General features: G+C 63.3%; 13 protein-coding genes, 1 tRNA gene and 1 pseudogene. 3 read left to right on the forward strand and 12 right to left on the reverse strand.

Annotation, left to right across the window (positions count from 1 at the left end):
* Positions 1-187: 187 nt before the first annotated feature.
* The 9 genes and pseudogenes from SGRAN_RS14570 to SGRAN_RS14605 form a co-directional block, all read right to left on the reverse strand.
* The gene (locus tag SGRAN_RS14570; RefSeq protein WP_067182623.1) at positions 188-1192 is read right to left on the reverse strand and encodes a tyrosine-type recombinase/integrase; all 1005 of its coding nucleotides are present in this window, start codon (positions 1190-1192) and stop codon (positions 188-190) included.
* Positions 1189-2103 (reverse strand): tyrosine-type recombinase/integrase, encoded by a 915-nt coding sequence (locus tag SGRAN_RS14575; RefSeq protein WP_067182626.1) that lies wholly within the window; start codon positions 2101-2103, stop codon positions 1189-1191. Before SGRAN_RS14575 ends, SGRAN_RS14570 begins: the two co-directional genes overlap by 4 nt.
* Positions 2097-3644 carry a tyrosine-type recombinase/integrase gene (locus tag SGRAN_RS14580; protein WP_067182629.1) on the reverse strand — a complete coding sequence of 516 codons (1548 nt, stop codon included), beginning with the start codon at positions 3642-3644 and terminating at the stop codon, positions 2097-2099. Before SGRAN_RS14580 ends, SGRAN_RS14575 begins: the two co-directional genes overlap by 7 nt.
* 145 nt (positions 3645-3789) lie before the next feature.
* Positions 3790-4116: pseudogene (locus tag SGRAN_RS23275) on the reverse strand (strawberry notch-like NTP hydrolase domain-containing protein); the annotation flags it as partial.
* A gap of 84 nt (positions 4117-4200) precedes the next feature.
* On the reverse strand, positions 4201-5205 hold the full coding sequence (locus tag SGRAN_RS14585; RefSeq protein ID WP_009823939.1) for a site-specific integrase: 1005 nt from the start codon (positions 5203-5205) through the stop codon (positions 4201-4203).
* Positions 5202-6557, reverse strand: a complete 1356-nt coding sequence (locus tag SGRAN_RS14590) for a tyrosine-type recombinase/integrase (protein ID WP_009823940.1) — start codon at positions 6555-6557, stop codon at positions 5202-5204. The genes SGRAN_RS14585 and SGRAN_RS14590 overlap by 4 nt, the downstream gene beginning before the upstream one ends.
* A complete protein-coding gene (locus SGRAN_RS14595) occupies positions 6554-7786 on the reverse strand; it encodes a site-specific integrase (protein WP_007015824.1) in 1233 nt (410 codons plus the stop codon). The genes SGRAN_RS14590 and SGRAN_RS14595 overlap by 4 nt, the downstream gene beginning before the upstream one ends.
* A gap of 90 nt (positions 7787-7876) precedes the next feature.
* On the reverse strand, positions 7877-10093 hold the full coding sequence (locus SGRAN_RS14600) for a strawberry notch-like NTP hydrolase domain-containing protein (RefSeq protein ID WP_067184802.1): 2217 nt from the start codon (positions 10091-10093) through the stop codon (positions 7877-7879).
* A gap of 41 nt (positions 10094-10134) precedes the next feature.
* Positions 10135-11064, reverse strand: a complete 930-nt coding sequence (locus tag SGRAN_RS14605; protein WP_067184805.1) for a DUF7146 domain-containing protein — start codon at positions 11062-11064, stop codon at positions 10135-10137.
* Positions 11065-11188: 124 nt separating this feature from the next.
* Here SGRAN_RS14605 and SGRAN_RS14610 point away from each other — a divergent pair, with 124 nt between their 5' ends.
* Positions 11189-11845: a lytic transglycosylase domain-containing protein gene (locus tag SGRAN_RS14610; protein ID WP_067184808.1), complete on the forward strand. Its 657-nt coding sequence runs from the start codon at positions 11189-11191 to the stop codon at positions 11843-11845.
* Between the two features lie 89 nt (positions 11846-11934).
* On the opposite strand, the gene SGRAN_RS14615 is transcribed toward SGRAN_RS14610, so the two are convergent.
* The gene (locus SGRAN_RS14615; RefSeq protein WP_067184810.1) at positions 11935-13206 is read right to left on the reverse strand and encodes a tyrosine-type recombinase/integrase; all 1272 of its coding nucleotides are present in this window, start codon (positions 13204-13206) and stop codon (positions 11935-11937) included.
* Positions 13207-13300: 94 nt separating this feature from the next.
* On the opposite strand from SGRAN_RS14615, the gene SGRAN_RS22305 reads away from it, so the two are divergent.
* Positions 13301-13382 (forward strand) — tRNA-Lys (locus SGRAN_RS22305).
* A 79-nt stretch (positions 13383-13461) separates the two neighbouring features.
* Here the strand turns inward: SGRAN_RS22305 and SGRAN_RS14620 are convergent.
* The gene (locus SGRAN_RS14620) at positions 13462-15060 is read right to left on the reverse strand and encodes an FMN-binding glutamate synthase family protein (RefSeq protein ID WP_237233523.1); all 1599 of its coding nucleotides are present in this window, start codon (positions 15058-15060) and stop codon (positions 13462-13464) included.
* A gap of 115 nt (positions 15061-15175) precedes the next feature.
* Positions 15176-15739, reverse strand: coding sequence for a hypothetical protein (locus SGRAN_RS14625; protein ID WP_148650886.1), 564 nt, complete (start codon positions 15737-15739; stop codon positions 15176-15178).
* 419 nt (positions 15740-16158) lie between these two features.
* Here SGRAN_RS14625 and SGRAN_RS14630 point away from each other — a divergent pair, with 419 nt between their 5' ends.
* The gene (locus tag SGRAN_RS14630) at positions 16159-18579 is read left to right on the forward strand and encodes a serine/threonine-protein kinase (protein WP_067184817.1); all 2421 of its coding nucleotides are present in this window, start codon (positions 16159-16161) and stop codon (positions 18577-18579) included.
* The last annotated feature ends 9 nt before the right edge of the window (positions 18580-18588 follow it).

Raw genomic sequence — 18588 nt, forward strand, 5'->3', positions numbered from 1 at the left:
ATTGCCGTTTTCGTCGGTGAAGACGGCCATCAGCCGGACAGGAAAGCTCTTGGCGAGGTAGTCGATCACATATTCTTTGCAGTCGCAGTTTATGTCGAGCGTGGCGGCAGGAGGCGCAGGTTTCCTTCGGTTTTCCATGATTTCACTCCAGATAATATGAGGGTCAGGGGGAATGTTCGGTGACGGGCTAGGCCCGCCTTCGAACATCGGTAAGCATGGTAATCAGGGCATCGGATGGTGGCTTGAAGCGCCCGGGCTTGATGGCGGGGGCACCATGAGCCGCGAGGATTTGCAGCTTCTCCTCGGGATCGGCCCGCAGGTATGTCTCGGTGCTCTGTATGCTGGCATGGCCAAGCCACAACGCGACCTTGCGGATGTCCCCGGTCGCCGCGAGCGTGTGCATCGCGCTGGAATGGCGCAACACATGCGGCGTAACCCGTTTGCCGAGGATCGACGGCTGCTTCGTTGCCGCGGTCTTGACGTGCTCGGCCAAACGGAATGCGAACCCGTCACGGGTCATGGGTTGCCCGTTGGCATTGAGGAATATCTCGGCAGCTTGCGCGTCGGGCCGTATCGCAAGCCACGCGCGCAATGCGAACTGGGTCTCCTTCCAGAGCGGCAGGACCCGTTCACGCCGACCCTTGCCCATGATGTGCACGGTGGACAGGGAGCGGTCCGGGAAATCGCGCAGCTGCAGCGACACAAGTTCCGATACCCGGAGCCCGCCGGCATAGGCCAGATGCAGCATGGCGCGATCGCGGGTGCCAAGCCGAGTGCGGGGATCGGGGGCGTCGAGCAACGCCTTGATCTCGGCCCGGTCGAGATAGTCGATCAGCGCCTTGTCAGTCTTCTTGGTCGGGATCGATCTGACGCGGAGAGCCTGATCGAGGCAGGCTGGAATGCGATACTCGATATACCGGAAGAAGGACCGGATCGCAGCGAGCCTGCCATTACGGGTCCGCACGCAGCTGCCGCGGCCGGTCTCTACATGGTCCAGGAAGGCCATGATCATGTCGGTGCCGAGATCCTCGATCTCAAGATCGGTCGGCCGACGCTTCAGCCGATCGGCAGCGAACTGAACGAGGAGGACGAAGCAGTTGGCATAAGTCTTCACCGTGTGCGGGCTGACGGCACGTTCGCGTGGCAGATGTTCACGCAGGTATGCCGAGAGATGGGGAGCGAGCGCCGTCATGCCGCTTCTCCCCGGTAAAGTTGCTCGCTGGCGGCAGCGATGTCGCGCAGCAGCACCGGAGTGGCTTCGAGATACCAATACGTGTTGGCGACCGACGCGTGCCCCAGATAGACGCTGAGTCCGGCCATGTGGTGTGCGATCGCCTCCCTGTCGGGCGGACATGCCTCAAGCGAGCGGACAGCGAAGGTGTGCCTCAGATCGTGGAGTCGCATGCCCGCCGTACCGGTTGGTCCACGATATCCGAGCTGCCGGGCTAATCTGACGAACACGACGTGGGCGCGCACCTTGTGCGGTGCCCGTCCCCGGATAGTGACGAACAGGTCGTTGCCCCTGGCCGCGTGCTTCTCGCGGAGGGCGAGATAGGCTTCGAGTGCTTGGCGCGTCGATGGCTGCAAGGCAATCAGCCGCTGCTTGCCGAACTTGCCGTTGCGGACGATCAGGCCATCCTCGACCAGATCGTTGCATTGTAACGCGAGGGCCTCGGAAATCCGGAGACCTGTCGCCGCGAGCAGGCCGAACAGGTAATGGTATGTGTATGGGCTGATCGTGCCTTGGGGTGGAACGTCCAATGCTGCAGTCATGATCGCCCGCACTTGGTCCGGTTCAATGATGGTCGGCGTCGGGCGTGGCCGCTTGCCCCGGCCGAAGACGCCGGCAGGCGGAACTTCGTGGCCTGAATCTTCGGCCTGAGCGAAAAGGCTGAAGTTACGTGCGGTGTCGAACCTCCGGCGGGCCACATATTGTGAGCTTGACGTGTGGCACCAGTCGTAGATGCGCTGGACCTGAGTGTGCCGATCGCCGAAACCCTCGGCGTAGGCAGCGTACTGGCGGAGCATCCGGTCCTGTTCGGAATACTTGCGACCCAGGCTGCGATGCAGAGCGACGTATCTTGAGATGTGTGTGTTCAACATGGCAGGTCTCCGGGCCAGGGCTGCGCGATCTTCATGAGCATCGGCAGATCGACCTTGGCGTAGATGGCAGTGGTCTCGGGCGAGCTGTGACGCAGGATGGTCCCAACGGACTCCAAGCCCGCGCCGGTGCGCAGCAAGTTGGTGGCAAGCGAATGCCGGAATATGTGCGACCCGGTCGGCACCCCTTCGATCCCACCGCGCTCGTGCGTGCGTGCAACGATGCCTGCGATCTCCGCGGACGAGCTGAATGGCCGGAACGGAGCTTGCACGCGCAGGAACAGATGCTCTTCGACGGCCTTCGGGCGGGCTGCCGCAAGATATGCCAGAATCGCGTCGCCGACATCCTGCGGCAGTGGCAACCGGTCCGGCCTTCGGGTCTTGCCCTTGACCCGGATGTACCCGCCCCGCCAATCGATATCGTCGAGCCGCATGTCCCGGACATCGCCCGCTCGCAATCCGAGCCTGGCGAGCAGGAGAATGATGGCCTTGTCGCGGACTTCCACCGGCCGATCAGTCGGACAGGCTGCAATGATCTTCTCGATCGTGGCCGGGTCAACGTGACGGGGTAACGCCGAAAGGCGGTAGCGTTGCACTGATGGTATCGCGTGCAACAATGCCGGTCGGCACTCGCCTTGCACGATCAAAAACCGAATGTAGCTCCTCATTATCGTGACGAGCAGCGATGCCGAACCCGGCGTCTCCTTGCTTCGTCGTTGGAACGCGCGCCTGAGAGCGGCTGCATCCCATTTTGAAGGCTCGCCGAGCATGGGCATGAGCCGCGTGATATCGGTCCGGTAACGCCGGATCGTCTCGTCGGTCGCGCCGCGATGTTGCTTGAGCCATGTCAGATATGCCGCCATGTGCGGGTTATCGTCCACCACCGGTTCGACCGATGGGATGACGCCTCGACCCCGCAGAAACTCGACGAAGTGCCGAGCGCAGCGCCGCCGCCGCTTGGTGCCCGTGGTGACCAGCTTGCCCCGCTTGCGCCAGACCGGGCAACGACAATCATGCACGGCGTACTGGTCGATGATCGTGTCGTCGATATCGGCCCACCGTCGTCGCGCAATGCGAAGCCAGGCCACGACATGCTCGGCCTCGGATCGATAGGACTGCGCCGGTCCCTGCGCGAGTTGCAGGCTATTGATCGCGTCGAAATAGTCGGCGAGGTGCCGTGGCAGATCGTCGATCCCGTCGTCGACTTCGACGTAGCCTTGATCTTCCAGGAAGCGGACGAAGCGTCTGACTCGCGCTGCCATGTCCGCCTTATATACTGGCTGCTGCGCTGAATACCGGTGGCACCGGCACCGGTGCTTCTCGAACCGCCGAACAGCCCGATCGTCGATCGTGCGGACCGCGATCCCATGGAGTTCCAGCCAATGCAGGAAATGGCGGGCAGCAGCGCCAAACAGAACCGCACAGGCTGACCTCTCGTCGAGCGACAGAGAGGAGAGGAATGCGGTGAGTAGGGTGTCGTGTCTGGGCGGGTCTTCGACCCGGAGCGGGGCCGCTCGAAACGGCAATGATGATCTTGTTCGCATTTAACTTCCTTCGACTTGTTGAGGTCGAAGGAACTGTAATTATCTGGAGTGAAATCATGGAAAACCGAAGGAAACCTGCGCCTCCTGCCGCCACGCTCGACATAAACTGCGACTGCAAAGAAGCGATCTAATGTTGAGCTCAACATTAGATGTATTCCCGCGGGGACAGATCGATCTCCAGCGCTTCGCGCTCTTCGTCCGAGAGGTCGGCTAGCCGACGATTAAGCATGGCTTCTGCGGTCGAGACGAGCTGGACGACAACGGCGTTCCCCTCGGCAATCGCTGCGTCGATGGCTGGTAACAGGCTGGGCAGCTTCATCGACAGAAGCAGCTGCGCGAAGAAGCGCTGCTTGGTTCCTTCGAAGATGGACAGCGCTGCGGACTTGGCACCGGAATTGAGCGTCCCGCCGGTTTCGCTATCGACGATCCGCGTGGCTTCCAGCGCTTCTCGGAGGTTGGCGTGAATGATCGCTTATCGCGAGGAAGCGGTAATGCGGAGGAACGCGGCGTAGTCCTGCAAAGCTGCGGAACATTTCGCCACGTCCTTCACATTATTCTATAGGGTGTCGAGCCATCCCATCAGATTGGCATCTCGCTTCCACGAAGGTGGCACGTTGCTCGCCGCCGGGGCGCCAACCTGTTCCAGCGCCTTTCGTTTGGTCTCCAGATTGGCCTGAGCATAGTGATTGGTCGTATCGAGACTGACGTGCCCGAGCCAACTGCGGATGACGGTGATATCGACCCCGGCGGCAACGAGGTGGACGGCGGTCGCGTGCCGGAAGCTGTGAGGCGTAACGTGTTTTGACTGGAGGGTCAGCGTCGATTTCGCGGCTTGTTCCACGTAGGCGTTGAGCTTGAACCGCACCCCTGACGCCCCTAGCGGTTCACCGTATCGATTGACGAAGATCCGCTCATCGGGCGCACGCGGCTGTCGCTCCAGTAGCTTCCTGAGCAATGCCACGGTTTCTGGCCAGAGCGGGCAGATGCGTTCCTTGCGCCCCTTGCCGTAAAGACGCACGAAGTTCGGTGCATCGAACCGGATTGCTTCGGGACAGAGGTCAAGCGCCTCTTGGATTCGCGCGCCACTGTTATAGAGGAACGAGAGCAGTACATGGTCGCGCAGCCCTTCGAGTGTCGATCGGTTGGGCTGGGCGAGGATGGCCTCGACCTCCTCGGGCTCGAGGTAGCACGGCGCGGAGGTGGGCTCCCGCTTCAACGGAACAGCCAGGACCTCTGAGCACTGCGCGATGTATTCCGGATTCTTGTCCGCCACGAAGCTGAAGAAGCTGCGGATGGCGGCCAGTCGGCAGTTCCGCGTGCCGATCGTGGTCTTGCGGCCATGCTCGGTATGATGAAGGAACGCGCGCACCTCGCCGGCCGAGACGTCGGTGAGCGTCAGCCGCGCGACCCCGCAGCCTTTTCGCTCCGCGACGAACCGAAGCAGCAGCCGCCAGGTGTCGCGATAAGAGCGGATCGTGTGGATTGACGCGCTGCGCTGCTCGGCCAGCCACTCCTGGAAGAACGCCCGCAACAACGCGGGCAATGGATTGCCTTTCCTCATGGCCGCGCCTCCGTGACAAGGCACGGGGCGCCGAGCGCGCGGAACCGTTCACTGGCTTCCTGCAACAGATCCTGCGTGACGGTGATGTAGACCAGCGTGGAGTGGAGATCCCGGTGCCCCATGTAGGTCGAGAGGAAGTGCAGTTTTTCCTGAGGGTTAATGCCGGACCGGTACCACTGGAGGATGCGGTTCACCACCATCGAGTGACGAAGGTCATGGACCCGCGGCCCGGTCCGGCCCGAAGCGGGCTTGAGCCCAGCACGGCGCATGACGTTGGTAATCATTGTCGTAACCGCCTCGGGCCTGTAGCGGTCATTTAAGTGGGCATGCCAGAACAGCCCTGATTTCGGGTTCTGTGGGCCGCCAGCGCGCCGCCTCGCATCGATGTACGCGCGCAGTTCGACCGCGACACTGTCGGATAGAGGCAAGATCCTGGTCTTGTAGAACTTCGTTTCCCGGATCGTGATCGTGCTTGATTGCAGGTCCACGTCACCAAGATCGAGCCATGCCAGCTCGCTTCGCCGTAGCCCGGCACAATAGGCCAGCATGATCATGGTGTAGAGGGTCAACGGCCGCAGCGGAGCGTCCGGCGACGGATAAGTCCGTGCGGTATCGAGCATACGCCGAACGTCAGCCGGGCTGAAGATATGCGGTTGCCGATGCTCCCGCGCTACTTCCCGCTCTGGCCGGGGATTGAAGCGCTTTGGCGGGATAGTCGGATCGAGGCGGAACCGCGCCTTGGTCAGGATGCGCGCCAGCTTCTGGCATTCAGCCGCGTGGTTGCGGGTCGGCTTGGCAGCCGCCCAGCTCGCAATCATTGCCTCAAGTGGTTGCTCCGCGAGGTCGGGACGGGCCTGAAGGAACCGATCGAACCGCAGCAGCCAGTGAGCCTGCGCTTCATATTGATATCCCCGGCTGCGCATCAGCATGACATGGTCTTGCATGAAGTCACCCAGCACGCTGCCGAAGGGCGCAGGCCGTCGTAACGCGGCCAAGGATTCGTCGGGATTCGGGGAAGCCAAGGCCCGCCAGATCGGCTTGCTTTGCTTGACGTTGTACCGACGGCGAAGTGCAGCAACAGGGTTGTCGGCGATCAGCCCGATTTCGACGAGGTGGTCGAGGAAGCGGTCGACAATGCAGACCTGATTGAGCAGCGTCGACAATCGCCAACGTTTTTGCATCTCCTTCAGCCAGGCGTCGAGCATCTGCCGGTCCACCGCCGGATGCCGGCGGGCAACATCTTCGAAGGTGCAAAGGAACCAGCGATATGTCGGTACGCTTCCCGGCCGGAACTGCGATTTTACCAGGAAGGCGTCGACGACGGTGCGATCGGGATCGTGCCAGGCGCTCATGACAGCACCTCCATTCCAGGCACCTCGAGTGCCACGGCTCGGAGATCATCTGTTGCCAGTTTGAGATAAGTATTGGTGGATTCGGTGGATCGATGCCCGAGCACGTCGCCGATGATCTTTTGCGGGACCGATGCCCGCAGCATTTCGACCGCACGTGCGTGGCGAAAGACATGCGGCCCCCGCTTTCCTGCTGGCACTACGCCTGCGGCGGCCAACCGACCGCGGATCATGCCGTACAGGTTCGTCATTGCGATATAGGGTGCGCAGGATCGGACGAAGATTTCCCGCACTTCAACCTGGGGCCGCCCAAGGCGCAGATAATCCAGCAGCGCTTCACCAACAGTCACCATTAGCGGCATGTACGAGTACGCGTTGGTCTTGGTGTGGCAGATCCGGAGGGATTCTGCGCGCCAGTCCACGTCATCGAGCCGAAGGCGGCATATCTCACCTTCGCGCAGCCCATACGTGGCAAGCAGCTGAAGTATCGCATAATCGCGTAGTCCGCGTGGCGATCTGTCCTCCTGCGTTGTCGCCAGAACCGCGGCGATTTGGCTCCTTTCCAGCGTCGACGGCACATCTTCGTAGGCATAGAGCATGGGGCCGATGATGTGTGGCGTCAGATCGGTCGGGATGCGACCCGTCCGATGCAGATGGCGAACCACCGAACGGAGACGCTCAGCGACATCGGCCAATGATTTGCGCCGTAAACCAGGCGCGCGCATGTCCATGTAGAGATCGATGTCCACGATGCTCAACGTTTCGAGGCTGGCGGCACCGGCCCGGTCGAACTGCCATCGCAGGAAGTTTCGCGCCTCCCACATCAGCGCCGCAATGGACGCGCTTGCCAAACCGCGCTCCTCGCGCAGCCATGCCTCGTATTCGCGGCAAATTTCATGTCGATGCTCGTCATCGGGACCGATCATTTCTGCGTCCGGGGGCCAATTGCCTTGAGCAAGCCGGAGGAGCTTGGCGATCGCGGTGCGGGGCAACATGTGCCAACGCGCACTGGGAGGCCGACCGTACTGGATCTCAAAATCCTGAACCGCATAGCCAAAATACTGATCGACCTGCTGCGGCGTCACAGTCTCGACCTGTATATCGCACTCGGCCAGATAATCGAGAAACGCGCGGGCGTAGAGACGGTGGTTCGCCACGACCACGGGATTGTAATTCTGTGTGGTGAGCGAATTCGAGAGTTCGGTGATCAACTCGTCATGCAACTTCAACATGATTGCCTCCTCAGCTGGTCCAGGGACCGCCGAGGTTCGCAACCAATATAATGCGCAGCAACTGCGCACACTATCATGGGAATTCGCCGGTTACGCCGCGCTCCTCCGCATTACCGCTTCCTCGCGATAAGCCGTCTTATGCGCAGCTCGCCATAAGATTGCCCAGGCCTCGGCATAGGCGTCATAGACCGCAATCTGATCCTCGCTCAGGCGATGCTCGAGGATTTCGTATTCGACGCCGGCGAAGGACAATGCGCGCGCGGTGTAGAGGCCGAGCGACTTGAGGTCCCGCGCAACCAGTTCCATCGCTGCGATCCCGCCGTCACGAATGTCGGCGACGAACGCCTCGCGATTGGCGAAGGCTGTCTCCGGACCCCACAGGCCAAGGCGCGTGGCATAGGCCAGATTGTTGACGTCTGATGCACCTGTTGCCGAGGCGTAGAGCACGCGTGCCCGCGGCAGGAGGTTCTGCAGGCGCACGCCAGCGATACCCTGCTCCGATCCCTTGACCTTGCCTCGCGATCCTTCGCCGCCAGCAGCATTGGCCATGGCGTGCGCCTCGTCGAACACGATCACGCCGTCGAAGTCATCACCCGCCCAGGCGAGGATCTGGTCGAGGCGGGTCGCATCGTTTCGGCCTGACCGCAGGGTCGGGTAGGTCACGAAGAGAATGCCATCGCGCATGGCGATGGGGGTGCCGAGTTTCCAAGAAGCCAGTGGCTGGATGTCGATCGGTAGACCACCAAGCGCAGCCCAGTCGCGCCGGGCATCTTCCAGCAGTGCCTCGTTCTTCGAGATCCAGATATGGCGGCGCTCCCCGCGCACCCAGCGATCGAGGATGACGCTGGCAACCTGACGGCCCTTCCCGGCGCCCGTTCCGTCCCCGAGGAAATAGCCCTGGCGGTACGTCTGGCCTTCCGCAGATGCCTTGAGCGAACAGCCCTTGTCCTCGGGCTCGAACCGACCGGGTAGATCGCGCGCATGGGCGCTAGCCGCGTAGATCAGTGTCTCTGCCTGGGCGGCCGACAGCAGTCCCTTGGCAATCATTCCGTCGGGCAGCTGGGGCACAGCTTCGGGAATCGGTGCGGCGATCGACCCCATGGCGACGGACTCAACGAGCGGCGTTGGATGCTCGGCCGCGCCATCGATAACGATCCTGCTCGGGCGATAGGGCAGATAGTGACCGACCTGAGGGGCAAGCGGCGCGGGGGTTTCGAGCGACTGGTAGGTGAGCGACCCGATAACGGTGGCTGCAGGAGTGAGCCTGGCTGATGTCGGCAACGGCCTGCGCGGCGCGGTCACCAGGCGAAACGGCGCACGAGCCGGGAGGCTCGATTGCTCGGGAGCAGCCTCCAAGCTGGCGCGAGCCGGCAGAGCATCGACAAGATCGACCAACTGGCCGATTTCGCTGGTACGGATTGTGACGGGCTCCTTGGAGCCTCCCACCTTGTCGATGACCAGCAGCCGGGTGGTGATCCCGGTGCCATGTCTGATGAACGCACGTTCGACTGCGGCATTGAGCCGCAGCGAGACTGGCCCCTTCAGACCCGCCAGAAACCTCGCGCAATCGAACCATTCGGGCATGATTGCGACAAGCCGACCGCCGGACGCCAGACGGTTCCAGGCCGACCTCAGGTGGCGCGAGCCGGTGCGACTATCGTGCCCTCGCTCGATGCCGTGCGAATAGGGAGGGTTCATCAACACGACGCTTGGGGTGATGGCGGGATCAAGCAGTTCGTCGATCAGCTCAGCGTCATGACCGGCCACTCGGGCAGCCGGGAACAGGGCATTCAGGCAGTCGCGGCGGAGCGGCGAGATTTCGTTGAGGGCAAGGCGCGAGCCGGCCTTGGCGGCCCAGACCGCGAGCATGCCCGTTCCGGCCGAGGGTTCCAGCACAAGCTCGCCAGTGGCCAGCGCGCAAGCTCGGGCAGCAAGCCAGGCAAGGCGCGGCGGCGTCGCAAACTGCTGCCATTCGATCTGCTCGTCGCTGCGATTGGTCTGGGTCGGCAGTCGGGCATCGAGGGAGCAGAAGAACTGTTCCGCCTCGTCGATCGACGCCGAGAGCAGAATCTGATCCGCTGCTCGCAGGTATTGAACCTGTGCCAGCTCGGTAGCTGCATGGGCGTCACGAACTGACCAACGCCCGAGAGCATCGCTCCCCCCGAAGTGCTCTGTCATGATGCGCGTGACGTCGCTGCGTGAAAGCGCGCGGCCTGCCGCCAGCTCAGAAGCCATGGTCTGGGCCGCCATCACAACAACGGGCGGTGATGGGTCATCGAATGCAAAGGCGAGGGAAGAGTTGGACATGGGAACCTCCTGACGAGGTCCTGCGGGTGGGCAGGCCTCAATCAACCGAAGGCCCCCTCTCCTCTGCTCGACGGATCGGGTTGTCGGGCGAGCCGCGACTTGAGTTCATCGTTCCAGTCAAAACCGGGTGAGGCTGGCGCGCGTGAGTGGATAACGCGATCAGGCGCAGTGTAGGCCTTCAGCGCGCGCTCCTCGGCGTGAGCACCTCCGGCGTCATTGTCGATGAATAGGAAGAGTTCGCGCACGCTTTCCGGGATTGAAACGAGACCGAACCGCTCGTTTCCAAGCGTCGCCCAGCAGGGGATCCCGAAGAGCTGCATGGCTGAGAGGGCGCTCTCGATACCTTCGGCAATGCCCAGCCTCCCCTGCACCGGGGGAGCAACTCTGACGGCACCACAGCCGAGACTGCCAAGCGCACGCTTGGGCCGCTCGAAGCCGGCCAGCTTGCCGCTCGCCACATCGAGAAATGTCCTGTGTACTGCGATAACGCCAATGTCAGTCGTTACTGCCGCCAGCATCGCAGGGAGAAATTGGACTGCTCCGCGTGGCCCGAGCGGCGTACGTTCCAGGTAACGGAACTGGTCAGATGCGCGCTGGAGACCACGCTGTGCGAGATATCGTTCGACGGGGCTGTCGGAGATCGCCGAAGCCGATTGCCACAAGCGTCGTGCATTGGGACTGAAGTCACCCTGCTTTTGCCGATCAGCGGTAAAGGCGCCAGAACCGTCAAAGAGCTCGCGGCTGCGAACGCCTTTGCGATCCAACGCCGCAATGACATCCTCATTCGAACATCCGGCGAAGCAATGGAACAGGATGGCCTTTCGCCCCAAGGTCACGCTGAGCGACGGTGTGCGGTCGTCGTGGGCGGGACAGCAGCACATGCCTTTGCCCTGGCGCCATGTTCCCTGGAGGCTTTCGACAATCGTGCGGGCGCGGCATTCGAGTTGATGGGCATTCTTTAGCTGGGGCATCGACCTACTCCGGTAGAGGTGCCCTCCCCGTGCAGCCTCCGCTCTGCACCAGCGCCAAACCAGTTTCCTACGTCATACGTTCTTTATATGTTCCATCTCGATTCGGCTATAGAAGGATCGAGAAATGACAATGAGAGCCCTCCTGATCGGTGGCATTGCCATCGCATCAGCCATGTCTGCTAATGCCCAGGAACTGCCAAGGCCAGATGCCCCCAAGCAACATGCCGGTCCTTCCGGCGGCATTCGGATTGTCGAAGCATCGAACGGGTTTCAGTTGGTCGAGCATGGGTTCTGGCAATCCGCGCAACCCGCCCCAGCACCAAGTTCGAGCGTTGCAGTAAATGGACGGGTCAACCTGCCGTACAGATACGAGCCCAAGGCCAAAACTGCCCCATCCGGGTTTCGGCGGGCGAGCTACCTGCCCCACGTCTATGCGGCGGAAGCGAAGTATTCATTGCCTACCGGCCTGCTCGACGCGCTCGTCTGGACGGAATCCCGCTATAACCCCCTTGCTGTCAGTCCGGCAGGCGCTGCGGGCCTTGGCCAGCTGATGCCAGCAACGGCAAAGGAACTCGGCGTCTTCAATCGATTTGACCCCATGGCCAATATCTTCGGCGCGGCGCGGTATCTAAGGCAGATGCTCGACAGGTTCGGCGTGGTTCACCTCGCTGTCGCGGCCTATAATGCCGGTCCAGGCGCAGTCGAACGCGCAGGCGGTATACCGCGGAATGGCGAGACGCCCGGATATGTCCGCGACGTTCTTCGCCACTGGCGTTTTTAGCGGTTGCTCCGCAAGTTAGCCGAAACAGAGGCAATCGACGGAATGTTGCCGGGCTGGACCATTTTGCAGGCAAGCGACTGCACGGGAGTTTAGCCGCTTTTGGCCTCGGCTGGGTACTTGGCTGCAATCTGCATTACCTCCTTACCCCACAACGCCAACGCCTCGCGCTTCTCGTTGGTATACTGGTGTCGGTGATAGACCCCCGCCACACCGGCCATAGCTGATCCTGATTGGTGATTGAGGACCGCTTCAGAAACCACCAGAGGTATGCCGAGACGCTGGAGGCCAGTTGCCACCGTCCGCCGAATGTCATGCATTGTGAAGTGACCGGCTTCGTAGCCGAGCTTCTCGTCCACGCTTGCTCTGATCCGCTTCCATGCTTTCGAGAGGCCGCTAACGCTGTTCGTGCTGGTGACCTTCGATGCCAACAGGATCTGGGATTGCTTGTGAGCGTCGTCAGGGTCGATCCCTGCGGCCATGAATACCTCTGTGACGACTGCAAGAGCCTGCGCGGACAGCGGCACCACATTCGCTTTGCCATTTTTCGCTCGGTCGCCTGGGACGGTCCAGACCTTCGCCTTGAAATCGAACTCGTCGCAAGCTGCATCGAGCACTTCACCCCGGCGTTGAGCCGTAAGGACAAGCATCTGCACAAGGTGACCGAACGGATAGCCATCCTCGACCGCAGATTGCCATAGCGCCGCGAGTTCTCGGTCGCTGAGTACGCGATCACGAGGTTCATTGCGTTTCGGACGCCAGGCGTCCCGGCAGGGATTGGCGGGCATATGCTCGAGCCTGGTGAGTGCCCAAGTGTAGAAGGTCGAAAGATGGCGATAGACGATCCGCGCCATCGTGAGGGTTTCCTTGCCCCGCTCGAATGCAATCTTCTCAACAAAGCGGCTCACGTCACCTCGGGTAATGGAGTCCGCGAGGCGGTCTCCGAGCTCGGGCTCAATGTACTTTCGGAAGACCCGATCGAACTCCCTCGCGCTGCGCTTTTTGCCCTCGATCTGCTGGGACAGATACGTCTCGTAGAGCTCGGCGACTGTACCGACGCCCTTTGCCCCCTTCCTCTTAGCACCCGGCTTTCTGGCAATGCTCTTGCCCTGCTCGACATCGACAAGCAGATCGCGCGCCTTCTTACGGGCATGAGCGAGGGTAAAGCTCGGACCATGGCGCCCGATGGTCACATTCAACCATTTGCCCTGAACCCGCTTGCGCAGAATGTACGTCTTGATACCACTGGCACCCATGCGGAGCCTCAGGCCGGGAACGATACCATCGGCCAGCTCAATCTGACCAGCCGCCGGTGCCTTGAGCCCAGCGATCTTCGCGTCCGTCAAACCTACTTTGTTCGCCATATGTGCCTGCTACCTTAGGTAGCTTTTTGTAGTGGATACTGGCGAACATTTCAAGAACAATGCGGATTATGAATCGCAGATTTCCGCCATTTTTGGACACATGCGGATGCGCTAGGACCCTCTGATCATGGCTCTTAATCAGCGGGTCCTAGGTTCGAGCCCTAGTGCGTCCACCACTTCCTTCGACGATCTGCGCCGCAGAACCGCTTCATGAATATGGCCTCGCATATTCCGCAACATGAAACGCGTTCGGCCTCAAATGGCGACTTCGAAACTGTCGGCCCGCGCCAGTTTCCAGGCGTTGCCGTAGAAATCGCGTTCGCAGGCGCCGTCCAGCAATTCGCCTTCCTCAAGGAAGATATGGAGTTGGGAGAAGAGCCGGATCTCGGTCAGGCTGACCCGGCGGACGAGATGGTGCGGGGTGATTTCGCCCGGATGGGCTAGTCCTGCCGTCGCGATCATCTCGGACAGCGCGAGAAGCGTGTTGCGGTGGTAATGATAGACGCGCTGCGCCTTGTCGGGCACGACGAGCGCGCGCTGGCGGACCGGGTCCTGCGTCGCGACGCCCGCCGGGCAGCGGTTGGTATGGCAGGAGAGCGACTGGATGCATCCGATCGCGAACATGAAACCGCGGCCCGCGTTGGTCCAGTCCGCTCCCAGCGCGATCGCGACCGCGATGTCGAAGGCGCTGACGATCTTGCCGGCCGCTCCCACCCGGATCCGGCTGCGCAGCCCCGCCCCCACCAGCGTGTTGTGCACGAAGAGCAGGCTTTCGCGCAGCGGCATGCCGAGGTGGTCGGCGAATTCCTGCGGCGCTGCTCCGGTCCCGCCTTCGGCGCCGTCGACGACGATGTAATCGGGCAATATCCCGGTTTCGAGCATCGCCTTGACGATGCCCATGAATTCCCAGGGCTGGCCGACGCACAGCTTGAAGCCGACCGGCTTGCCGCCCGAAAGGCGGCGCAGGTCGGCGATGAACTGCACAAGCTCGATCGGTGTCGAGAAAGCCTGGTGCCGCGCCGGCGAAATGCAGTCGCGGCCCATCGGAATGCCCCGCGTCGCCGCGATCTCCGCGCTCACCTTTTCGGCGGGCAGGATGCCGCCCTTCCCCGGCTTGGCGCCCTGGCTGATCTTCAGCTCGATCATCCGGACCTGCGGATCGGCCGCCCGTTCCGCAAAGCGGGCGGGGTCGAAGCGCCCGTCTTCGGTACGGCACCCGAAATAGCCGCTGCCGATTTCCCAGATCAGGTCGCCGCCATGCTCGCGATGATAGGGGCTGATCGAGCCCTCTCCGGTATCGTGCGCGAACCCGCCCAGCTTCGCCCCCTTGTTGAGCGCGCGAATGGCATTGGCGCTCAGCGCCCCGAAGCTCATCGCGGAGATGTTGAAGATCGATGCCTGATAGGGTTGCCGGCACGCGTCGCCGCCGATCGCGACCCGGAATGTCGCCGGGTCCGACGGAGGCACGGGGCGGGTCGAATGCGCGATGAACTCATAGCCGTTCTGATAGACGTCGACGAGCGTTCCGAACGGACGATCGCTGATCTGGTTCTTCGCGCGCGCATAGACCAGCGACCGCTGGATGCGCGAAAAGGGCGCGCGTTCGTGGTCGCCCTCGATCAGATATTGTCGGATCGCCGGCCGGATCTCCTCGAAGAACCAGCGCAGCCTGCCGACGATCGGGTAGTTCCGCTTGACCGCATGCCGTGCCTGGAAAATGTCGAACAAGCCGACGAGCGACAGGGCGACGCTCGCCGGAAAGACGAACAGCGCCCATGGCGCCGGGAGGAACAGCCCCGACACCAGCGCGGCGAGGACGCTGAGGAGCAGCGGAGCAAAGCGTTTGGGGAGCAAGTCGGTCTCCATTCGATCGTGCGACATGGCAAGGGGAGAAAGGCCGCGATGGCGCGCGGCCAAAGGGGCGGTCATCCGGACCGGCGGCGCATCCGCGTCGTCGCGGGCATTGGGATCATATGGTCCGCCGCCCGCCGCGCGGAACGAAACGGGGCGTCGCCTCGCGCTCGTGAAGCAGGCTGACCATCGCGAGCATCACCCGGCGAGCCGATGCGCTCGCACCGATGCGCGGGTCGCACCAAAGGCTGGAATAGAGCGCGGCATGGCGACGCAACGCACGGTCGAGATCGCCCTCCCGGCCCGCCAGGCGGCGTTCGAGGTTCGCCACCGCGTGCGACCCGCGTTCGATCGGCAGGCCGTTCGCGTCGACGGCGCGCCAGACGGCGCGGCGCTGCGCCTCCTGCGCTACGGGCGAAGCGTCGACACGGAAATGTCGGTCGAGCACGGCCTCCATCGGCTCGCCCGGCGTGCGCCGATCGGACAGGCGCAAGGCCAGCGCGAGCATCTGGTCGTCGGCGAGCGGCGAATGCTCGAGCCGCTCGATCGCGCTGTATCCATCGTCCGCAACCGCCCGCATCCGGGACGCCTCCTCAGCGGAAGCCAATATTTGCTCCGCCCGCTGCGCGGCTTCGCACAGCAGGCGCGAGAACAGCGCTTGCTGTTCCGCAGGTCCATCCACATCGATCTCCAAAGCGCTGAGCGGCGAGCGGCCCACGGGCGCGAGTCATGCCGCATGTCTCGAAAACCCCCGGGCCCGCCGCAATGCGGGTCCGGGGCGGCTAGCCTTCGAGCAGCCGACCGGCGTGATGCGCCGAGCGCCTCAGGGACAGGGAGACATGCATGGCGCGCAACATGGCCTTCTTTGCGGAAAATTCAACAGGCCGCGATGCTTCCTCCATATCGCGGCACGTCCGGCCACCCGCATCGACCGCACCGCGATCCCATTTCGCGCCGGATTTCGCTTTACAGGGCAGAGGGTGCCCGCCCGCTCTTGGCAGCGGGCCGCGAATGATGAACCATAAGCGGTCGCAAGGGGGATGTGATGGGGGAAGCTCGGTTGGGGAGAATGGCGACCGGCTCGATACGCGGCGGGCGGCCATGACCGACGTCAGGCTGGAGCGCGAGGCGCTGAAGCTGTTCGAACGGATGCTCGACATCGAGGAAACGGAACGCGACGCGTGGATCGAAGCGCAGACCGAAAACCGGCCCGAACTGGCGAGCCGGCTGAGGGCGATCCGCCGCGCCGCGGACAATGCGATGCTCCAGACCGGAGCGGCAACGGATGCACTGGAGGACGAGGAAATTCCCGAGCGCATCGGCGCCTATCGCATCGTCGCGCGCATCGGGCGCGGCGGCATGGGTTCGGTTTATCGCGGCGAGCGCGCGGCGGGCGATTTCGTCCACGAAACGGCGATCAAGATCATCAAGCCGGGGCTGCTTTCCGCGAATCTGGTCGAACGCTTCGAGCGCGAACGCCAGACGCTGGCGCGGCTGCGCCATCCCAATATCGCCCAGCTCTATGACGGCGGTGCGACCGAGAACGGGTCGCCCTATATCGTCATGGAATATGTCGACGGCCTGCCACTGTTGCAGTGGATCGACGAACATCGGGCGAGCCCGGCCGAGCGTCGGCGGCTATTCCGCGACATCTGCGCCGCGGTCGGCGTCGCGCACCAGAATCTGATCGTCCACCGCGACCTGACGCCTTCGAATGTGCTCGTCACCCACGACGGAACGGTCAAGCTGATCGATTTCGGCATCGCGCGGCCCGCCGACGCGCTGGCGGGACCCGGCCCGGCCGCAACCACCGGCCGGTCGTCGCTCGACAGCCTGAGCCTGACGCCGGGCTATGCCGCGCCGGAGCGCATGACGGGCGCCGAGGTCACCACCGCCGCCGACATCTTCTCGCTCGGCCGGCTGCTGGCCCGGATGATGCCCGAAGGCGACGACCCCGAATTGCGTGCGCCCGAATTGCGCGCCCCCGAATTGCGCGCCATCGTCGCGCGCGCGACGGCGGAGGAACCGGGGCGGCGCTATCCCACGGCGGAGGCGCTGCGCGCCGACGTCGAGGCCTGGGACGCGAACCTGCCCGTCGCGGCGATGGACGGCGGGCGGGCCTATGTCCTGCGCAAGTTTGTCCAGCGTCACCGCTTCGGCGTGTTCGCCGCCACCGCCGCCGCGCTGTTGATCGCGGGCGCGTTTGCCGCGACGGGATACGCCTATTCGGTCGCGGATCGCGCACGCGCGGCCGAAGCGACGCGCTTCGGCCAGCTTCGCGATCTCGCGCGCTACATGCTCTTCGATCTCAACGACCGGCTCGAACGCGTCGTCGGCAACACCGAGGCACGCGTCGATCTGGCGCAGAAGGCGCAGACCTATCTGTCCGCGCTGGCCGCGTCGCCGGGCATCGAGGATGAGCTGCGGCTGGAAGCGGCCGAGGGATTCATCAAGCTCGCACGCATCCAGGGTGTTCCCGGCGAACCCAATTTCGGGGAGAAGGAACAGGCGCGGGCCAATCTGGCCGCGGCGGAACGGCTGCTGCGCGCCGTTCGCGATCCGGGCGCGCCGACCGCCAATGCCTTGGCGCGACTGTACGCCCATCGCGCGGTGATCGAGGCGCACGGCTTTCTCGACGACAAGGCCGCCGACAAGGCGATCGCCGAAGCGACCCGCGCCCTCGACCGGACGCCTGCGGCGAAACGCGACCGCGGCTGGTTCGAGGCGCGCAGCACCGTCCGCAAGGCGCAGATCGAACTCGCCGACCTCGCCGACAGGATGGACCGCGTCGGCGCGCTCGCGCAGGATCTGGAAAAGGAGGTCGGCGAATGGCCCGCCGACGCGCAGACCTCGCGCGCCGCCGAACTCGACCGCGCCTATGCCGACTATTACCGCGCCTATGCGCTGTCGTTCGACGACAAGACGATGGAACGAAGCCTGCCGCTGTTCCACGCCGCAGAACAAAGGTTTCGCGATCTCGAGCGCGCGCTGCCGAACGACCCCATCGTCCTCTACATGATCGCTTGGACCGGTTATAACGGCTTTCCGGTCGCCTCGCGCCTCGGCAAGAAGGAAGAGGCCGCTCATTTCATCGAGCTGGCGCAGACGACGATCGATCGGCTGATGGCGATCGAGACCCGCGACAATGGCCTGATCACCATGTCGACCGGCATCCGCGAGGCGCAGGCGCAGTGGCTGCGCGACAGGGGCCGCTTCGCCGAAGCGATCGCCACCCAGCGCGAGGTGATCGCCGGACACCGGAAGCTGCTGGCGGTGAAGCGGTCGGCGAACACGCTGAGCGCGCACGGTTTTTCGCATATCATCCTTGGGATCATCGGGCGCGATGCCGGCGACCGGGCGCTGGCGTGCGATTCATGGCGGCAGGCCGAGCGCGACTTCGCGGACCTTCAGAAACGCGGCACGCTGCTCGGCTTCTATGCCGAGTTCCTGCCGGGGCTGCGCGCCAATCTGGCGAAGTGCGCGGCGGGGCGACCCGCGTCCGATTTCGGCCCGCTCCGCTGACCCGGCATC

The organism is Sphingopyxis granuli (assembly GCF_001559015.1).
Classification (GTDB): Bacteria; Pseudomonadota; Alphaproteobacteria; order Sphingomonadales; family Sphingomonadaceae; genus Sphingopyxis; species Sphingopyxis granuli.

What these genes read in the sequence shown, in the direction of transcription:
- SGRAN_RS14575 (WP_067182626.1), bottom strand. Translation starts at nt 2,103, where the DNA reads ATGTTGAACACACACATCTCAAGATACGTCGCTCTGCATCGCAGCCTG.
- SGRAN_RS14610 (WP_067184808.1), top strand. Translation starts at nt 11,189, where the DNA reads ATGACAATGAGAGCCCTCCTGATCGGTGGCATTGCCATCGCATCAGCC.
- SGRAN_RS14630 (WP_067184817.1), top strand. Translation starts at nt 16,159, where the DNA reads ATGACCGACGTCAGGCTGGAGCGCGAGGCGCTGAAGCTGTTCGAACGG.
- SGRAN_RS14615 (WP_067184810.1), bottom strand. Translation starts at nt 13,206, where the DNA reads ATGGCGAACAAAGTAGGTTTGACGGACGCGAAGATCGCTGGGCTCAAG.
- SGRAN_RS14605 (WP_067184805.1), bottom strand. Translation starts at nt 11,064, where the DNA reads ATGCCCCAGCTAAAGAATGCCCATCAACTCGAATGCCGCGCCCGCACG.
- SGRAN_RS14590 (WP_009823940.1), bottom strand. Translation starts at nt 6,557, where the DNA reads ATGAGCGCCTGGCACGATCCCGATCGCACCGTCGTCGACGCCTTCCTG.
- SGRAN_RS14580 (WP_067182629.1), bottom strand. Translation starts at nt 3,644, where the DNA reads ATGCGAACAAGATCATCATTGCCGTTTCGAGCGGCCCCGCTCCGGGTC.
- SGRAN_RS14570 (WP_067182623.1), bottom strand. Translation starts at nt 1,192, where the DNA reads ATGACGGCGCTCGCTCCCCATCTCTCGGCATACCTGCGTGAACATCTG.
- SGRAN_RS14585 (WP_009823939.1), bottom strand. Translation starts at nt 5,205, where the DNA reads ATGAGGAAAGGCAATCCATTGCCCGCGTTGTTGCGGGCGTTCTTCCAG.
- SGRAN_RS14595 (WP_007015824.1), bottom strand. Translation starts at nt 7,786, where the DNA reads ATGTTGAAGTTGCATGACGAGTTGATCACCGAACTCTCGAATTCGCTC.
- SGRAN_RS14600 (WP_067184802.1), bottom strand. Translation starts at nt 10,093, where the DNA reads ATGTCCAACTCTTCCCTCGCCTTTGCATTCGATGACCCATCACCGCCC.